The organism is Duganella paludis, assembly GCF_054461335.1.
Genome location: NZ_CM136922.1, coordinates 2,325,996 through 2,342,941, shown reverse-complemented (window position 1 = coordinate 2,342,941; position 16,946 = coordinate 2,325,996). Strand labels below are relative to the sequence as shown.

General features: G+C 63.4%; 15 protein-coding genes. 5 read left to right on the top strand and 10 right to left on the bottom strand.

Features of this window, described 5'->3' with window-relative positions:
- Window position 1: 1 nt before the first annotated feature.
- Genes pcnB through ACXZ1M_RS10525 form a run of 4 tightly spaced genes read right to left on the bottom strand, consistent with a single transcriptional unit; the run spans window position 2 to window position 3,943 of the window.
- A complete protein-coding gene (gene pcnB, locus ACXZ1M_RS10540; RefSeq protein WP_459053112.1) occupies window positions 2–1,453 on the bottom strand; it encodes a polynucleotide adenylyltransferase PcnB in 1,452 nt (483 codons plus the stop codon).
- On the bottom strand, window positions 1,446–2,117 hold the full coding sequence (locus tag ACXZ1M_RS10535) for a histidinol-phosphatase (protein WP_459053996.1): 672 nt from the start codon (window positions 2,115–2,117) through the stop codon (window positions 1,446–1,448). Before ACXZ1M_RS10535 ends, pcnB begins: the two co-directional genes overlap by 8 nt.
- 8 nt (window positions 2,118–2,125) lie before the next feature.
- Window positions 2,126–2,812, bottom strand: a complete 687-nt coding sequence (gene hda, locus ACXZ1M_RS10530) for a DnaA regulatory inactivator Hda (RefSeq protein WP_459053111.1) — start codon at window positions 2,810–2,812, stop codon at window positions 2,126–2,128.
- Window positions 2,813–2,857: 45 nt separating this feature from the next.
- Complete coding sequence (locus ACXZ1M_RS10525; RefSeq protein ID WP_459053110.1) at window positions 2,858–3,943, bottom strand: AI-2E family transporter; 1,086 nt, start codon at window positions 3,941–3,943, stop codon at window positions 2,858–2,860.
- Between the two features lie 171 nt (window positions 3,944–4,114).
- Between ACXZ1M_RS10525 and purM the strand changes: the two genes are divergently transcribed.
- The 3 genes from purM (at window position 4,115) to hepT (ending at window position 6,026) form a co-directional block, all read left to right on the top strand.
- Complete coding sequence (gene purM, locus ACXZ1M_RS10520; RefSeq protein ID WP_459053109.1) at window positions 4,115–5,158, top strand: phosphoribosylformylglycinamidine cyclo-ligase; 1,044 nt, start codon at window positions 4,115–4,117, stop codon at window positions 5,156–5,158.
- Window positions 5,159–5,227: 69 nt separating this feature from the next.
- A complete protein-coding gene (gene mntA, locus ACXZ1M_RS10515; protein WP_459053108.1) occupies window positions 5,228–5,623 on the top strand; it encodes a type VII toxin-antitoxin system MntA family adenylyltransferase antitoxin in 396 nt (131 codons plus the stop codon).
- The gene (hepT, locus tag ACXZ1M_RS10510) at window positions 5,613–6,026 is read left to right on the top strand and encodes a type VII toxin-antitoxin system HepT family RNase toxin (RefSeq protein ID WP_459053107.1); all 414 of its coding nucleotides are present in this window, start codon (window positions 5,613–5,615) and stop codon (window positions 6,024–6,026) included. The genes mntA and hepT overlap by 11 nt, the downstream gene beginning before the upstream one ends.
- On the opposite strand, the gene ACXZ1M_RS10505 is transcribed toward hepT, so the two are convergent.
- On the bottom strand, window positions 6,023–6,292 hold the full coding sequence (locus tag ACXZ1M_RS10505) for a hypothetical protein (RefSeq protein ID WP_459053106.1): 270 nt from the start codon (window positions 6,290–6,292) through the stop codon (window positions 6,023–6,025). The genes hepT and ACXZ1M_RS10505 overlap by 4 nt on opposite strands.
- Before the next feature lie 178 nt (window positions 6,293–6,470).
- Between ACXZ1M_RS10505 and ACXZ1M_RS10500 the strand changes: the two genes are divergently transcribed.
- Both ACXZ1M_RS10500 and ACXZ1M_RS10495 read left to right on the top strand, forming a co-directional pair.
- Window positions 6,471–7,286: a hypothetical protein gene (locus ACXZ1M_RS10500; RefSeq protein WP_459053105.1), complete on the top strand. Its 816-nt coding sequence runs from the start codon at window positions 6,471–6,473 to the stop codon at window positions 7,284–7,286.
- A 50-nt stretch (window positions 7,287–7,336) separates the two neighbouring features.
- The gene (locus tag ACXZ1M_RS10495) at window positions 7,337–7,633 is read left to right on the top strand and encodes a HigA family addiction module antitoxin (protein ID WP_459053104.1); all 297 of its coding nucleotides are present in this window, start codon (window positions 7,337–7,339) and stop codon (window positions 7,631–7,633) included.
- A gap of 7 nt (window positions 7,634–7,640) precedes the next feature.
- Here ACXZ1M_RS10495 and ACXZ1M_RS10490 read toward each other — a convergent pair whose 3' ends face one another.
- From ACXZ1M_RS10490 to ACXZ1M_RS10470, 5 genes are read right to left on the bottom strand one after another with little or no spacing between them, the layout of a single operon-like run.
- Window positions 7,641–8,855 carry a 6-phosphofructokinase gene (locus ACXZ1M_RS10490; RefSeq protein WP_459053103.1) on the bottom strand — a complete coding sequence of 405 codons (1,215 nt, stop codon included), beginning with the start codon at window positions 8,853–8,855 and terminating at the stop codon, window positions 7,641–7,643.
- A gap of 59 nt (window positions 8,856–8,914) precedes the next feature.
- A complete protein-coding gene (locus tag ACXZ1M_RS10485; protein ID WP_459053102.1) occupies window positions 8,915–10,858 on the bottom strand; it encodes an alpha/beta hydrolase family protein in 1,944 nt (647 codons plus the stop codon).
- The gene (locus ACXZ1M_RS10480; RefSeq protein ID WP_459053101.1) at window positions 10,855–12,834 is read right to left on the bottom strand and encodes an alpha/beta hydrolase family protein; all 1,980 of its coding nucleotides are present in this window, start codon (window positions 12,832–12,834) and stop codon (window positions 10,855–10,857) included. Before ACXZ1M_RS10480 ends, ACXZ1M_RS10485 begins: the two co-directional genes overlap by 4 nt.
- A complete protein-coding gene (locus tag ACXZ1M_RS10475; RefSeq protein WP_459053100.1) occupies window positions 12,831–14,882 on the bottom strand; it encodes an alpha/beta hydrolase family protein in 2,052 nt (683 codons plus the stop codon). The genes ACXZ1M_RS10480 and ACXZ1M_RS10475 overlap by 4 nt, the downstream gene beginning before the upstream one ends.
- Before the next feature lie 4 nt (window positions 14,883–14,886).
- On the bottom strand, window positions 14,887–16,899 hold the full coding sequence (locus ACXZ1M_RS10470; protein WP_459053099.1) for a S9 family peptidase: 2,013 nt from the start codon (window positions 16,897–16,899) through the stop codon (window positions 14,887–14,889).
- Between the last annotated feature and the right edge of the window lie 47 nt (window positions 16,900–16,946).

Here is a 16,946-nt window from a genome sequence, read left to right as displayed (position 1 = left end):
TTTAGTCGTCGCCATTGTGGCCACCATGGCCACTGCTGCTACCTTCGCCGCCGCCGTCGGCGCCTTCGCCACGGCCGCTGCGGCTACGGCCGCCGCGACGCGGGCCGCGTTTGCGTTTTGCGCCACCAGCGCCACCGGCGCCGCTGGCACCACCGGCGTCACCGCTGCGGCCAGCAGGCTGGTTGGCGGTGACGATCAGGTCTTCGCGCGATCCTTCGTCGCTTTCGTAGAAGGCGGTCCACCATTCGCCGATTTCGGCGTCGATCTCGCCCGAGGCGCAGCGCAGCAGCAGGAAGTCGTAGCCGGCGCGGAAGCGCTGGTGTTCCAGCAGCTTGTGCGGCGACTTGCCGGTGCGGCGCTCGAAGCGCGGCTGCATGGCCCAGATGTCGCGCATGTCGGAACCGATCTTGCGCTGCAAGGCCAGCTTCTCGGTCTGCGAATCGAGCACGTCGTCGGCCGCCAGATGCAGCGCCGGAATGGTCTGCTCGCCCGCCGCGCGGTAGGCTTCCCATTTTTCCAGCACCTGGTGCCACAGCAGCGAGGCAAACAGGAAGCCCGGCGACACGGTCTTGCCGGCGTGGATGCGGGAATCGGTCGATTCCAGCGCCAGCGTCACGAACTTGAAGCCCATCGGCTGTTCCAGCACCACGTCCAGCAGCGGCAGCAGGCCGTGATGCAGGCCTTCCTTGCGCAGCTGCTGCAGGCAGGCCAGCGCGTGGCCGCTCATCAGCAGCTTGAGCATTTCGTCGAACACGCGCGCGGCCGGCACGTTGTTGATCAAAGGCGCCATGACCTTGATCGGCGCACCGGTGTGCGGCTCGATCGAGAACTTCAGCTTGGCGGCGAAGCGCACCACGCGCAGCATGCGCACCGGGTCTTCGCGGTAGCGCTCTTCCGGCACGCCGATGATGCGCAGCGTCTTGGCGCGGATGTCTTCGATGCCGCCGTGGTAGTCCAGCACCTGCTGGTTGGCCGGGTTGTAGTACATGGCGTTGATGGTGAAGTCGCGGCGCTCCGCGTCTTCCGCCTGCGAGCCGAAGGTGTTGTCACGCAAAACGCGGCCGTGTTCATCCTTCGGCGCGCTGGCCAGCGTGGTGCCGCGGAAGGTGGTCACCTCCAGCAGGTCCTGGCCGAACATCACGTGCACGATCTGGAAGCGCTTGCCGATGATGAATGCGCGGCGGAACAGGCGCTTTACCTGCTCGGGCGTGGCGTTGGTGGCGATGTCGAAGTCTTTCGGCTTCACGCCCAGCAGCAGGTCGCGCACGGCGCCGCCGACGACGAAGGCTTCGAAGCCGGCTTCCTGCAGGCTGCTGGTGACGCGCACGGCGTTGTTCGACAACAGGCGCGGGTCGATGCCGTGGGCGTCAGGCCCCAGCACCACCGGCGTGTTCGCGTCGCGTGCCGCTTTACTCTTGGTGCCGAGGATTTTGCGGATCAGTTTCTTAATCATTGAATAGGTCAATTAATGGCCAGCCATTCGCGGCGGCGTGCGTTTTCAGTTTTTCGTTGGGGTTGGTCGCCACCGGATGGCTGACGATGGACATCAGCGGCAGGTCGTTGTGCGAATCGCTGTAGAAGTGGACGGTGTCAAAGTCTTCCAGCGTCTTCCCCATTTTTTCCAGCCAGGCCTTGGTGTGCACGATCTTGCCCGCGCCCTGCGTCGGCGTGCCGAGCAGCTTGCCGGTCAGGTTGCCCTCGGCGTCCGTTTCCGGCATGGCCGCGATCAGGTGCTCCACGCCCAGCGCCTTGGCAATCGGCGCGGTGACGAAGTGGTTGGTGGCGGTGACGATGGCCACCAGGTCGCCGGCGTCGATGTGCTTCTTCAGCAGCGCGCGCGCCGCCGGATGCAGCGCCGGCGTGACCACTTCGGCCATGTATTGCGCGTGCATTTCATCCAGTTTGGCGCGCGGGAAGGCGGCCAGGGTGCCCAGCGTGAACTCCAGGTATTCTACCGGATCGAGCGTGCCGGCCTGGTATTGGGCGAAGAAGGCGCGGTTGCGGCGGTCATATTCGACGGCGTCGACGGCGCCGGTACGCACCAGGAACTGGCCCCATTCGAAGTCGGAGTCGATCGGCAGCAGGGTGTGGTCTAAGTCAAAAAGCGCCAGGTTCATTCGATTCATCATTCTTTCGCTTCAGCCTGCAGCCACTCGCGCAACAGCGGCAGAGTGATGGGGCGTTGGGTTTCAAGGGAATACTGGTCCAGCGAATCGAGTATGGTCGACAGCGACCGCATGTCGCGCTGGAAGTGGGACAGCAAGTAGGGTATCACGCCGGCCGACAGCGTCAAGCCGCGTGCGGCGGCGGCGGCGGCCAGGGCAGCGCTCTTTTCCTCGTCGGTCAGGCCGTGGATGCGGTAGATCAGGCCCCAGCCCATGCGTGTGCGCAGGTCTTCGCGCACCGGCAGCACGGCCGGCGCCACGTTGCCGCTGCAGACCATCCAGGCGTTGTTGGCGCGGATTTCGTTAAACAAGGCGAAGGCGTCGATCTGCGCCAGCGGCGACAGTTTTTCGCAGTCGTCCAGCAGGTACAGGTCCACCTCGGGCGAATACACGAACTCCGACTCGATGGAAAACGGCGAGATATAGCGGGCGCGCGCCTGCTCGGCCTCGGAGCCGCTGCTGGCCAGGGCCTTGAGCAGGTGCGATTTGCCGACGCCGACGGCGCCCCACAGGTAGGCGAAATGCTCGCGCGACGTGCGGCTGGCGAATTGCTTCATCAGCGCTGCCGCTTCGGCATTCTGTCCTACCTCGAAGGAGGCGAGGCTGTGCGTGGGTTCGGCCCCTAAATCGAGCACCAGTTGTTTCATGGCGTTCGCCTTGTGGTCTTTTGCATAACGTTTTCGTGATTCACATCATGCATTATAAAAGCTGCTGCTCAGATAGTGGCGACGCAAGTGATTAAAGGCCACCATCAGCACCGCCGAAGCGGGCAAGGCCAGCAGCACGCCGACGAAGCCGAACAGCTGGCCGAAGGCCAGCAGGGCGAAGATGACGGCCAGCGGATGCAGGCCGATGCGCTCGCCCACCAGGCGCGGCGTCAGGAAAAAGCCTTCCAGCACCTGGCCGATGCCGTAGATGACGGCCACCGCGATCACGCCGCTCCAGTCGGTGAACTGCAGCACGGCCGAGATCAGCGCCAGGATCAGGCCCAGGCCGAAGCCGAGGTAGGGAATGAACACCAGCAGGCCGGTGAGGATGCCGACCGGCAGCGCGACGTCGAAACCGGCAATCGCCAGCGCCACCGAGTAGTACACGGCCAGCACCACCATCACCAGCAATTGGCCGCGCAGGTATTGCGCCAGCAGGGTGTCGACTTCGCGCGCCATGCCCATGGTCGGTGCGATGTAGCGGCGCGGCACGCAGCCGGCCACGCGCGCCAGCATGGCGGGCCAGTCCAGCAGCAGGTAGAACAGCACCACCGGCACCAGCGTCAGCGTGGCCAGCCAGCCCAGCACGGCGGTGCCGCCGACGCGCACGGAATTCAATACGGCGCTCCAGATGGCGTCGCCGCTGGCGGCCAGTTGTTCGGAAGCCAGCTGCTTGATGCCGGCGCTGTCGAGCCGCACCTTGACGCCCATCTCCTGCAGCTTGGGCGCCAGCATGTCGTTGGCCTTGGCCAGGAAGGCCGGGATCTGCGCCTGCAGCAGCGGGATTTCTTTTTGCAGCACCGGCACCACGATCAGCACCATGGCGATCAGGGCGGCGAAGAACAGGACCACCACGATGGCGACCGAGGCCGCGCGCGGCATGCCGAAGCGGCGGCCGAAGCGGATGCGGTCGAGCCGGTCGACGCCGGGATTGAGCGCGTAGGCGAAAATCGCGGCCGCCAGGAAGGGCGTCAGGATGGGCCCGAGCGTGATCAACAGGAAGATAAATGCCGCCCATACCGCCAACCAGAATGCCGTTTGCTTTTGCTCTACCGTGAGGGGAAATGGCATGGAGGATGAATTCGATGGTTAAAAAGGCGGTTGGACGGGGCAACTTTGATAAAATAGCGGATTGACCGGGTTGTTGCGCTGGTTTCTGCGCTTTTTGTGCCATTTAGTTGATTAAACTGCACGAAATAGGTCTCCGCCTTCTATTTTACCGCCTCCGCTGCCAAATACACCATGAGCCAAACTTCTAATGTTTCCCTGTCCTACCGTGACGCCGGCGTCGATATCGACGCAGGTGACGCCTTAGTCGAAGCGATCAAGCCTTACGCCAAGCGTACCCTGCGCGAAGGCGTGCTGGGCGGCTTGGGCGGTTTCGGCGCCATGTTCGAGATCAGCAAAAAGTACAAGGAGCCGGTCCTGGTGTCCGGCACCGACGGCGTGGGCACCAAGCTGAAGCTGGCGTTTGAGCTGAACCGTCACGACACGGTCGGCATCGACCTGGTGGCCATGAGCGTCAACGACATCCTGGTGCAGGGCGCCGAGCCGCTGTTCTTCCTCGACTACTTCGCCTGCGGCAAGCTGAACGTGGCGACCGCGACCGACGTCATCAAGGGCATCGCCCAGGGCTGCGAACAAGCCGGCTGCGCGCTGATCGGCGGCGAAACCGCCGAAATGCCGTCGATGTATCCGGACGGCGAGTACGACCTGGCCGGTTTCGCGGTGGGCGCGGTGGAAAAATCGAAGATCATCGACGGCACCAAGATCGCGCCGGGCGACGTGGTGCTGGGCCTGGCCTCGTCGGGCGTGCACTCGAACGGTTACTCGCTGGTGCGCAAGATCATTGAAGTGTCGAAGCCGGACCTGGAAGGCGACTTCCACGGCCGCAAGCTGGCCGACGTGCTGATGCAGCCGACCCGCATCTACGTCAAGCCGTTGCTGGCGCTGATGGAATCGATGGAAGTCAAAGGCATGGTGCACATCACCGGCGGCGGCCTGGTGGAAAACATTCCACGCGTGCTGCAGCCTGGCCTGGTGGCCGAGCTGGACGCGGCATCGTGGACCATGCCGCCGCTGTTCCAGTGGCTGCAACAGCACGGCGGCGTGGCCGACGCGGAAATGCACCGCGTGTTCAACTGCGGCATCGGCATGACCGTGATCGTCTCGGCCGACAACGCCGCAGCGGCCAAGGCCCAGCTGGAAGCGGCCGGCGAGACCGTCTACACCATCGGCAAAATCCGCGCCCGCGTGGGTGACGAGCACCAGACCATCGTCGTGTAAGCTGTAGCTTCACGCCGAAAAAGCGGACCACGCCACCGGCGTCGTCCGCTTTTTTTATTGGAGGAGGCCATGGACAGGCAAGAATTGGTTGCAACGCTGAGGCAGCGCTTGCCGGGCTTGCTGGCGGTGTATGTGTTTGGCAGCCGCGCAGGTGAGGCTGCGCGCGCCGACAGCGATCTTGATTTGGCCGTGCTGGTAGACGGGACGCTGGCGCCGCTGGCCACCTGGGATCTGGCGCAATCGCTGGCGGCGCTGACCGGATACGATGTGGATCTGCTCGACCTGCGTGCGGCATCGACAGTGATGCAGCACCAGGTCATCACCACCGGCACGCGCCTGTGGCATAAAGATGCGCAAGCGCAGTTCTACGAATGCCTGATCCTGCGCGAGAAAATAGACCTGGACTTTGCCCGCGCCGGCCTGCTGAAAGACATCGAGCGCGAAGGGCGGATATATGGCCGATGACGTCATCATTAACAAAGCCGCATCCATCGAGCGCTGCGTGATGCGCGCGCGCGAGGAATACTTCAAGGATCCCGCGACCTTCGGCGGCGACCTGACACGCCAGGATGCTGCGATTCTGAATATCCAGCGGGCATGCGAGGCGGCGCTGGATATCGGCCATCATCTGATTCGCCGGGAGCGCCTCGGCTTGCCGCAGAGTGCACGCGACGTATTTGACCTGCTGGCCCAGACCTCATGGATAGATGCAGCGTTGGCGGACTCGCTCAAACGCATGGTGGGCTTTCGCAACGTCGCGGTGCATAACTATCAGGCACTGCAACTGCCGATTACCATCGCCATCATCGAAAAGCACCTGGATGATTTCTTGAACTACAGCCAGAAAATCATCCAGCACGATGTTTAGTTGCGTGGCGGCGGCGGCGGTGGTGGCTGGCCGCCTTCAGGCCAGGCGGCCAGGACGTCGCCCATTTTCTTGCAGGTGGCTTTGACCGTTTCGTTATTGCGGCCCTTGAACTCGACTTTGGCGCCTTCGGCCTTGCCTTTGCAGGCGGCGACGGCTTCCGGCGGTGGACCGGGCGGCCGTCCGTCCGGTGGATTGTTTTGCGCCGACGCGCTCAGCATGCCGCTGGCCAGGGCCGCGCATACCATCCAGTGCTTGATAACTTTCATGAAAACTCCTGAAAAAAAAATGAATAGCCATTGTCTGCGGACAGCCTGTTATCTGCGGTCAAGGCGCTGTAAAGACCGGTAAAATTTAAACGAAGCCAGGCGCCATAGCAAAGCGATTGGCAAAAATTCGCGTTTAAGGGTATGCGAACAACGTTTCCGCTCATCGTGCTGAGATATGATGACGGCCAATACCAATTGCCATATACGCTTCACCTCAATCATCATGAGAGACCCACACGTCGTTAGCTTGAAGTACACCCTGTTAGTGCCGGCCGATCTAATTTACCAGGGTGTTCCTACGGTAAAAGTGTCGCATGCTGAGTTTCACGCCGAGCTGAATAATGGGAATTTAGAGGTAGTGATGGATGCTCATTTTAAATCTATCCAAGCTGCTCAACGCCCAGTTGATGCTTATTTACGGGCTTGGGAAGTAGACGCGCATCTTCAAGGACATAAGATTAAATTTTCGTTTCTGAGTGGTGAAGTTATTGACCGTGATCCCGTATTGAACGGCACCGTATTGGCATCGGCTACATGCGTCATTTCTTCTTCGTTCACCGTAAGCGGAAATATTACTGTGCGCCCACGCGAGTATCCTGCACCGCCGGGATGGACTAATGTCTCTAATTTAGCTCATCGTATGTATGACCGCTTCGTGACTTACCAAGAGAAACGAGAATCGATTTTCACATCAGGATATTACTGCCTAACGGAATTGCAAGAAGCTGGCGGCGGCTCGCTGCAACGCAAAGGACGGGAGCCGGCAGCGACACGTTTTAAGATCGATCTGAATGTTCTACGCGCGTTAGGAACGTTGACCTCGGAGCGCGGTGGAGCTCAATTTGCCAGAAAAGCGGGCGCACCAGAGGCAACGCCAGTAGAGGCAGCATGGCTGGCCGCAGCTATACCGAAAATTATTCATCACGTCGCGCGCGTTGAGGCTGGCGTCGACGTGAGTGTTTTGACGATGGAAGAGCTGCCTCCACTTCAGTGAGTGTTTGCTCCTACGATCAGGTATACCGGAAGCATCGGCACCGGAGGATCATGATTACTATGCACCCTGGCGAATATCTGTCTCTGTCCTATGTCGAACCATACAAAATTAGTTCGGCCGAGTTGTCGGAGCGATTGGGGCTGTCTGTGCAGGTCATTGATGGACTGCTGGCGGAAGAAGTGGATCTGACGGGGGAGATGGCGGTTCGGCTTGAGTTGGCTTTTGGTCGTTCAGCCGAATCCTGGCTTGGCATGCAAGCCGATCACAGCCTGATGCAGGCACGAAAAAAGGTCGACCCCGGCACCGTTCGACCTTTTATATTTCCACCGTGCGCGGACGCGGCTTAGCCGCAAGCTAGCGCTTGAGGATCTTTTTCACCGGCGCCGGACGCAGGCGGAAGGCGTCGGGCATGCCGGAGCCGAGCAGGGGACGCAGGTACATGCGGAAGGCGTCGGTGACGTCGGTGCCGCTGGCGCTGATGAACTCGTCCTCCATCACGCGCGTTTTGCCGGCCACGTCGCTCAGGGCCATCAGTTCGTAGTCGACCGAGTAGAAGCCGGTGCGCTTGATCGCCACCGAGCCGTCGCGCCCGCCCCACATGGCGAACTGCACCGCCTTTTCGCCCACTTCACGCGCCTCGCGCTGGTCGACGTCCGAGACGCAGCCGATGAAGGAGCGCTGCAAATAGCCGAAGGTATCGCCGCGCACGCGCTTGATGCCGAGCTTGGCCTTGATTTCGTCGCACAGCAAATCGGCTAGCGCGCCGGTGCCGGACAGCTGCACATTGCCGTGCGCGTCGCGCTCGACTTCCTTGGCCAGCAGCGAGGCGATGGCCTCGCCCGAGGCATCGTGGATGCCTTCGGAGACCGCGATCACGCAGCGGCCGTAGCGTTCATACGTGGCCTTCACATCGGCCAGGAAGCGCTCCAGCGAAAACACGCGCTCGGGCAGGTAGATCAGGTGCGGGCCGTCGTCCGGGAATTTCTTGCCCAGCGCCGAGGCGGCGGTGAGGAAGCCGGCGTGCCGGCCCATCACCACGCCCACGTACACGCCCGGCAGCGCGGCGTTGTCGAGGTTGGCGCCGGCGAAGGCCTGGGCCACGAAGCGCGCGGCCGAGGGAAAGCCCGGCGTGTGGTCGCTGCCGACCAAATCATTGTCGATGGTCTTGGGTATGTGCAGGCAGCGCAGCGCGTAGCTGGCGGCCTGCGCCTGCTCGCTGACGATGCGCACCGTGTCGGACGAGTCGTTGCCGCCGATGTAGTAGAACTGCTCGATCTGGTGCGCCTGCAGCACCTTGAAGATCTCCTTGCAATACGCCTCGTCCGGCTTGTCGCGGGTCGAGCCGAGCGCGGAGGAGGGCGTTGCCGCCACCAGCTCCAGGTTGTGGCTGGTTTCGCGCGTGAGGTCGACCAGGTCTTCGTTGACGATGCCGCGCACGCCGTGCATGGCGCCGTAGACCTGGGTGACGTCGCGGAAGCGGCGCGCTTCCAGCACCACCCCCGCCAGCGACTGGTTGATGACGGCGGTGGGTCCGCCTCCCTGTGCGACCAGAATTTTTCCCGACGACATGCTCGCTCCTCCGTGGTGGTTGAAAGGCTTGCTGCTGCACCGAGACTATAGCGCGATCTTCAGGGCTTGCCGATATTCTTGTCGAGGAAACGCTCGACCCGGCCCCAGAAGTCCAGCCGGTTTTTCACCAGCCGCCAGCCATGACCTTCTTCTTCGTACCACACCCATTCTACGTTGGGATTGGTCTTGCGCACGGCGTCGTAGAACAGGCTGCCGTGAATCATGGGCACGCGCTGGTCGACTTCGCCGTGGGCCAGCAGCAGCGGTTGCTTTAGGCGCATTGCTTGTTGCAGCGGTGAGGTGGCGTTGAGCTGGGCCGCATCCTTCTCCAGATCGCCCACCAGCACCGGAAATCCGTATTGCTTGTAGACTTCGCCGAGGTCGGACTTGCTGCTCCAGTGTCCCTTGTTCCACATTGGGATATCGGTCACTCCCATCCAGGACACGCCGCACTTGTATAGTTCCGGGTCATTAATCAACCCCATCAGCGTAGCGTAGCCGCCGAAGCTGCTGCCGGCGATGCAGATGCGTTTGGGATCGGCGTAGCCTTGGGCAATCGCCCAGCGCGCGCCGTCAGCGATATCGTCCTGCATTTTTAAACCCCATTGTTTCCAACCGGCGGTGAAGTGCTTCAGGCCATAGCCCCGGCTGCCGCGATATTCGGGCTCCAGCACGGCATAACCGCGCGATGCGAGGAATTGACTATCCGCATCCCAGTCCCAACTGACGCCGCGCACATAGGGGCCGCCGTGCACCAGTACCACCAGCGGCAAGGACTTGCCTGATTGTCCGCGTGGCAAGGTGAGGTAGGCGGGAATCTCCAGGCCGTCACGTGCCCGGTAGCGCACCATGGTTTTGGGCGACATCTGCTCGGCCGTGATGCCGGGCCGCGCGCGGCCCATAATCTTCAGCTTGCCGGTCTTGGCGTTGTACAGGCTAAATACGGGCGGCTGCACGTCGGAACCCGAAGTCACCAGGACCGTGTCGTTCTTCGCCCGACGCCCGATGCTAATCATATTGTTGGTACCCGGCAGTATCGCGTCGACCGCCTGCTGGATCGCTTTCATGCGCTCATCGACCCAATAAGTGCCGCGCGCATCGATCTCGTAGGTGAAGCCCAGGATCTTGGAGTCGTCGGCGATCATCTCGCCGTCGAAGTCGTAGCCGGGCGTGCTGATCACCGGCTTGTCGCTGAGCGTGCGCTTGACCAAGTCGTAGCGGAACAGCGCGCTTGAGCCGTTCAGTCCGGCGGTCACATACAGATCGCCATCAGGGCCGAAAAAGCGCGGCGTGAAATATTCGCCGATGCCGTAGATTTGCTGCTTGTGCAATGGTTCCCAAGGCTGTCCGTTGTCATCCCGGTAGTAAATGGAGCGCTCGTCGCGCACCGAGGCGAAGGCGATGCGCGGCACGCCTTTTTGGTCCACCAGCCAATCGTCGTTGTAGCGTGGACGGTCGATGTTCGTGGATTTGCCGGTCAGGGTATCCAGGCGTATCAGCGCGCCGCCGCGCTGCATGTAGACGAATTCGGAATCTTGAGCCCCCCATTGCCCCGCCAGTTCACTGTCGACCTCCAGCTTGGATAATTGATTGAAACTATAGTCGTGCTGCCCCTGACGGATCAATCGCGTCCGCATGCTACCGTCGTAGTTGGCCGCGAACAATCCAGGCCAGAAGTACATCTCACCTGCGGCGCGGTTCAGGTCGGTCAGGGTGTAGACCAGGCGCTGGTCGCTGATCCAATTAAAAAAATCCACGTCGGAATCGGCATAGGCGCCTACCACTTTCATCTCGCCGCTATCGGTATCGACGGTGATCAGATACACGCGGCCCATGGGATTGGCGACCGCCGCCGCGATGTGGCGGCCATCCGGTGACAGCTTAACTTTCCGCATTGCTGGGTTGTCGAAAAACGCGCTCAGCGGGATCGGCGCGGCCAGCGATACGCACGGCACCAGCAGGACGCAGGTGCTCAGCATCAGGACTTGCAGCAGCTTTCTCATGGGGTGTGCTTGCCGATATTCTTGTCGAGGAAACGCTCGACCCGGCCCCAGAAATCGATGCGGTTCTTCGGCAGCGACCAGCCGTGGCCTTCCTCGCCGTACTCGATCCACTCGACGTTCGGGTTGCCGGGCTTGACCGCGTCGCGCAGCTTGAGGCCGTGGTTGAGCGGCACGCGCCGGTCGGCGCCGCCGTAGGCCAGCAGCAGCGGCTGCTTGATGCGGGATGCCTGCAGTAGCGGCGAGGTGGCTTTCAGCTGTTCCGCATCCTTGACCTGGTCACCGATCAGCAGCGGCATGCCGTACTGCTTCCAGTCGTTCGACGCGTCCGAGCTGTAGAACCAGCCGCCGTCGTACATCAGGTTGATGTCGCTCACGCCCACCCAGTTGATGCCGCATTTGTACAAGTCCGGGTCCTTGATCAGCCCCATCAGGGTGGCGTAGCCGCCGTAGCTGGCGCCGGCGATGCAGATGCGGCCGGCGTCCGCATAGCCTTGCGCCACCGCCCAGCGCGCGCCGTCGGCGATGTCGTCCTGCATTTTCAGGCCCCACTGTTTCAAGCCGGCGAGGAAATGCTGCTTGCCGTAGCCGGTGCTGCCGCGGAACTCCGGTTCCAGCACGGCATAGCCGCGCGAGGCCAGGAACTCGGCATCGGCATTCCAGTCCCAGCTGCCGCCGCGCACCCATGGGCCGCCGTGCACCAGCATCACCAGCGGCAGGTTCTTCTGCGCGCCGCCCGGCGGCAGGGTCAGCCAGGCTGGAATCTGCAGGCCGTCGCGCGCCTTGTAGTGGACCAGCTCGCGCGGGCCCATGTCGCTGGTCTTGATCTGCGGCGCCAGGCGGCCCACTTCGCTCAGGCGCTTGCTCTCGGTGTTGTACACCAGGGTGCGGCGCGGTTGCTTGTCGGACGACGATTCCACCAGCACCCACGCGGTTTCCGGCCGGGTCGGCGGGGTGAGCAGATTGACCGCCCCGGGCAGGCGCTGGTCGATCTGTTCCTGCAGCGCCTTCATGGCGGGATCGAGCCATACCGTGCCCTGGGCGTCGGCATGGATGCGCACCCCGAGCAGGCGCTGCTTGTTGAGAATCAGGTGGCCCTTGAAGTCGAAGCCGTCCAGTTCGATCAGGTGTTGGGGCGCGAGCTTTTGGTTCTTCAGGTCGTAACGGTACAGCGCGCTGGTGTCGCGGCCGGCGTTGCTGACCACGTACAGCGTGCCGTCCGGCCCGAAGGCCAGGGGCGTGAAACTGCTGTCGAGACTGAAGGCTTTGTAGCTGACCAGCGTGCGCCACTGCTGACTGGCGGGGTCGCGGTACAGCAGGGCGGCATTGTCCTTGTCCCGCGTGGTCAGCAGGCGTGGCTCGCCGTCCTGGTCCAGCAACCAGTCGCGCGCCAGTCCCGGATGCTCGACCGGCTCGGCCTTGCCGTTGCGGGTGTTCAGGCGTAGCAGGTCTTCGGTGGCGCCGATGTCGTTGCTGAAGCCGGCGTCGACAACGTAGACGAAGTCGCTGTTCTGCGCACCGTACTGGTCCAGCATGAAGGTGTGCCACGGCAGCAGGTCGCGGTTGTCGTCGTTGCTGCGGATGAACTCGTTGCGGCGCAGCGCCAGTTGCCGGAAGTGCTTGCCGTCGCGGTCGACCACGTACAGTCCCGGCGCGTAGCGCAGGTCACGCTGGCCGCTCGCCTTGTCGGCGGTGCTGAACATCAGGCGCTCGTTGTTGACCCATTGCGCCTTGCCGATGTCGGTGTCGGTGAACTGCGCCACCATGGTGGCTTTCAGGGTGTCGAGTTCGACCACGGCCAGGCCGTCGCGCTTGTCGTTGGCGCCGATGAAGGCGGCCAGGTAACGGCCGTCGGGCGAGAGCATGGCGCCGTTGAAGGCGGAGTTGTCGAAGAAGGCGGCGATGGGCGGCGGTGTTGCGGCGTGCGCGTGCGCGGCCGCCAGCAACAGCACCGCCAGTACTTGATGGGAAAACTTCAACGTGCAGCTCCAATTTGCTTGTCCAGGAATTTCTCGACGCGGTTCCAGAAATCGATGCGATTCTGCGGCAGGCGCCAGCCGTGTCCTTCTTTTTCGTACATGACCCACTCGACGTTGGGATTGCCCGCCTTGACGGCGGCCAGGAATTTTTCGCCGTGGTACAGCGGCACGCGGTGGTCGTCGCCGCCGTAGGCCAGCAGCAGCGGCTGCTTGATGCGGGCAGCCTGAGTCAGCGGGGAGGTGGCGCTCAGTTGCGCGGCATCGCGTTGCGGGTCGCCGACCAGCAGCGGCGCGCCGTAGGTCAGCCAGCGCTCGCTCATGTCAGACACCGCGCTCCAGGCGCCGTTGTAGAGCAGATTGATGTCGGTGACGCCGGCCCAGTTGACGCCGCACTTGTACAGGTCGGGATCGTTCACCAGGCCCATCAGGGTGGCGTAGCCGCCGTAGCTGGCGCCGGCGATGCAGACGCGCTTGCCGTCGGCGCTGCCCTGGGCGATGGCCCAGCGGGCGCCATCGGCGATATCGTCCTGCATCTTCAGGCCCCATTGCTTCCAGCCGGCGTGGAAATGCTGCCAGCCATAGCCGGTGCTGCCGCGATAGGCCGGTTCCAGCACCATGTAGCCGCGCGAGGCCAGGAACTGGGCGTCGGCATTCCAGCCCCAGTCGCTGCCGTGCACATACGGGCCGCCGTGGACCAGCACCACCAGCGGCAGGTTTTTCTTGGCCGCGCCGCGTGGCCAGGTGATCAACGCCGGAATGCTCAGGCCGTCGCGCGCTTTATAGCGCACCAGCTCCTGCCGGCCCATCTGCTCGGGACGGATGGCGTCGTGGCTGGCGCCGACCTTAACCATCTTGCCGGTCTCGGTGTTGTACACCACGTACACCAACGGCTGCACGTCCGAGTAGCTGGCCACCAGCACCCACGGCGCCTGCGGCCGGCGCGGCAGGGTGATCACGTTCACCAGACCGGGCAGCAACTGGTCGACTTTTTCCTGCAAGGCCTTGCCCTTGGCGTCCAGCCAGGCCACGCCTTCGACGTCGGCGCTGTAGCGCACGCCGACCAGCTTGTTGTCGCGCACGACCAGGGTGTCGTCGCCGGAGGGCGAGAAGTCGGGCTGGAAATCGTAATCGGCCATCTCCACCAGCGCATCGGCGGCGGTGTGCCGTTTGGCCGGGTCGTAGCGGTACAGGGCGTTCTTGTCGCTGTCGCGGCGGGCCGAGACGTACAGCGCGCCGTCCGGGCCGAAGCCGACCGGGGCGAAAGTGTTGGTGCCGTAGGCTTCGCTCTCCAGCAGCTTGCTCCAGCTCTCGCCCTCGCGCAGGTAGACCACATGCTGCTTGCCGATGTCGTTGATGGCCAGGCGTGGTTCGCCCTGCTGGTCCAGCAGCCATTCGCTGGCCTGGCCGGGGCCGGCCACGGCGGTGGTGCGGCCGGTGACCGTGTTCAGGCGCAGCAGCGCATTGTTGGTGACCTCGGTGTAGATCGGATTGAACTGCGGCCTGGTGACGTAGACTTCATCACTGTCCTGCCTGCCGGGCTGGCCCAGCAGAAAGTGGTTCCAATCCAGCAGGCGGTCCTTGATGACGCTGCCGATTTCCGGGCTGCCGCCCTGGCGGTAGTCGGTCTTGCTCAGCTGCTTGTAGCCGCTGCCGTCGCGGTTGACGGCGAACAGGCCGGGAGCGTGGCGGTCGTCGCTGTAGGTGAGGCGGCGGTCGAAGCCGTTGAACACCAGGCGGTTGTCGTTGACCCACTCGAAAAAGGCGACGTCGGCATCGGCGAACATGGCCACCACCTTGACGCTCATGTCGTCCAGGTTGAGCACCGACAGGCGGTCGCGTTCGCCCGGCCGCGATACCCGCGCGGCCAGGTAGCGGCCGCTTGGGGAGAGCTGCGGCGCGGCGAAACGGCTGTTCTCAAAGAAGGCGCTGGCCGGTGGCGCTTCGGCCGCCTGCGACCGCGCCAGCGGCCAGGCGCAGACCGCCAGCAGCAAGGCCGCCCTGAAACAGGACGAGGTATTCATGGTGACGGTCCGGATGCTTTTTCTCATGGCATTACTGCGCGGCGCCGATGTTTTTATCGAGGAATTTCTCGACGCGGCCCCAGAAGTCGATGCGGTTCTGCGGCAGGCGCCAGCCGTGGCCTTCGTCCTCGTACTCGATCCACTCGACGTTCGGATTGGTTTGCTTGACGGCCTTGTAGAACTTGGTGCCGTGTGGCAGCGGCACGCGCATGTCGGCGCCGCCGTAGGCCAGCAGCAGCGGTTGCGTGACGCGCGCCGCCTGCACCAGCGGCGAGGTGGCCTTGAATTGCTCGGCGTCCTTGACCTGATCGCCGATCAGCTGCGGCATGCCGTACTGCTTGTAGTTCTCCGGCATGTCGGAGGTGAAATTCCAGCTGCCGTCGTACAGCAGGTTGATGTCGGTGACGCCGACCCAGTTGACGCCGCATTTGTACAGGTCCGGATCATTGATCAGGCCCATCAGGGTGGCGTAGCCGCCGTAGCTGGCGCCGGCGATGCAGATGCGCTTGGCGTCGGCATAGCCCTGGGCGATGGCCCAGCGCGTGCCGTCGGCGATGTCGTCCTGCATCTTCAGGCCCCATTGCTTCCAGCCGGCGACGAAGTGCTTGACGCCGAAGCCGGTGCTGCCGCGAAACTCCGGCTGCAGCACGGCGTAGCCGCGCGAGGCCAGGAACTGCGCGTCCGGGCTCCAGCCCCAGCTGTCGCCGCGCACATACGGGCCGCCGTGCACCAGCACCACCATGGGCAGATTCTTGCCGCCGCCTTGCGGCAGCGTCAGCCAGGCCGGGATGGTCAGGCCGTCGCGCGCCTTGTAGTGCACCAGCTGTTCGCGTGCCATCTCGTTGGGCTTGATGGCCGGATGGGTTTCGCCCACCAGGGTCAGCTTTTGCGTTTCGCTGTTGTACAGCATGGTGCGCTTGGGCCAGATGTCGGCGTAGGCGGTCACCATCACCCACGGCGATTCCGGCCGCTTCGGCAGGGTCAGCATATTGATCGTGTTGGGCAGCATGGCGTCGACCTTGTCCTGCATGGCCTTCATGGCCGGATCGAGCCAGGTGGTGCCCATGGCGTCGGTCAGGTGGTGCACGCCGACCAGCTTGTTGTTGCGCATGATGAGCTGGCCGTGGAAGTCATAGCCGTCCAGCTTGACCAGCGGCTTGTCCGACAGCTTGCCGGCCGCCAGGTCGTAGGTGTAGACGGCGGTGACGTCGCCCTGGTAGGTGGAGGTGACGTACAGCGTGCCGTCCGGACCGAAGGCCAGCGGGCGGAAACGCGCGCCCTTGCCGGTATAGCTGTCGAAGTCGCCCAGCTTGCGCCAGGCCTTGGTGGCCGGGTCGCGGTAGTACATGCTGCTGGTGCCCTTGTCGGCGGTGATGGTCAGGCGCGGCTCGCCCTGGTAGTCGAGCAGCCAGCTGTGGCTGTCGCCGGGACGGTCCACCACGGTGCCGATGCGGCCGGTGACCGTGTTCAGCCGCACCAGGTTGACGTGGTTGAGCTGGCCAGGGCCGCTGAGGTTGCGGTCCTGCACGTAGATGTAGTCGGAATCCTGGGCGCCTTCATCGTTGAGCAGGTAGGTGTGCCAAGGCAGCAGCTCGCGGGTGCCGAGCGCGCTGCTGGTGGTGATGAAGGCTTTGCCGTCGCGCATGGCCAGTTGGCGGAAACCGCTGCCGTCGCGGTTGATGGCGTACAGGCCGGGCGCGTAGCGGATATCGCCCTGCGCCAGGTCCTTGTCGGTGGCGGTGAACACCAGGCGTTGGTCGTTGACCCAGGCGTAGCGGCCGATGTCGGCGTCGCTGAAATTGCCCACCACCTTGACCGCGTTGGTCGCCAGGTCCACCACGCCCAGCATGTCGCGCTTGGTCTTGCTGCCGAGGCGCACCGCCAGGTATTTGCCGCTCGGCGAGAGCACGGCCTCGCTGAATTCCGGGTTGTTGAAGAAGTCGGCGATGGGCGGCGGCGGCTTGCCGGCGGCGGCCGCCATGGCGGAGCTGCACAGCAGGGCGCCGGCGCAGGCGACGGCACGCAGGAAGTGATGGAGGCGCATAGGTCGGATTGTGAAATTGGTAACCTGGGCACAATAGCACCAAGTTA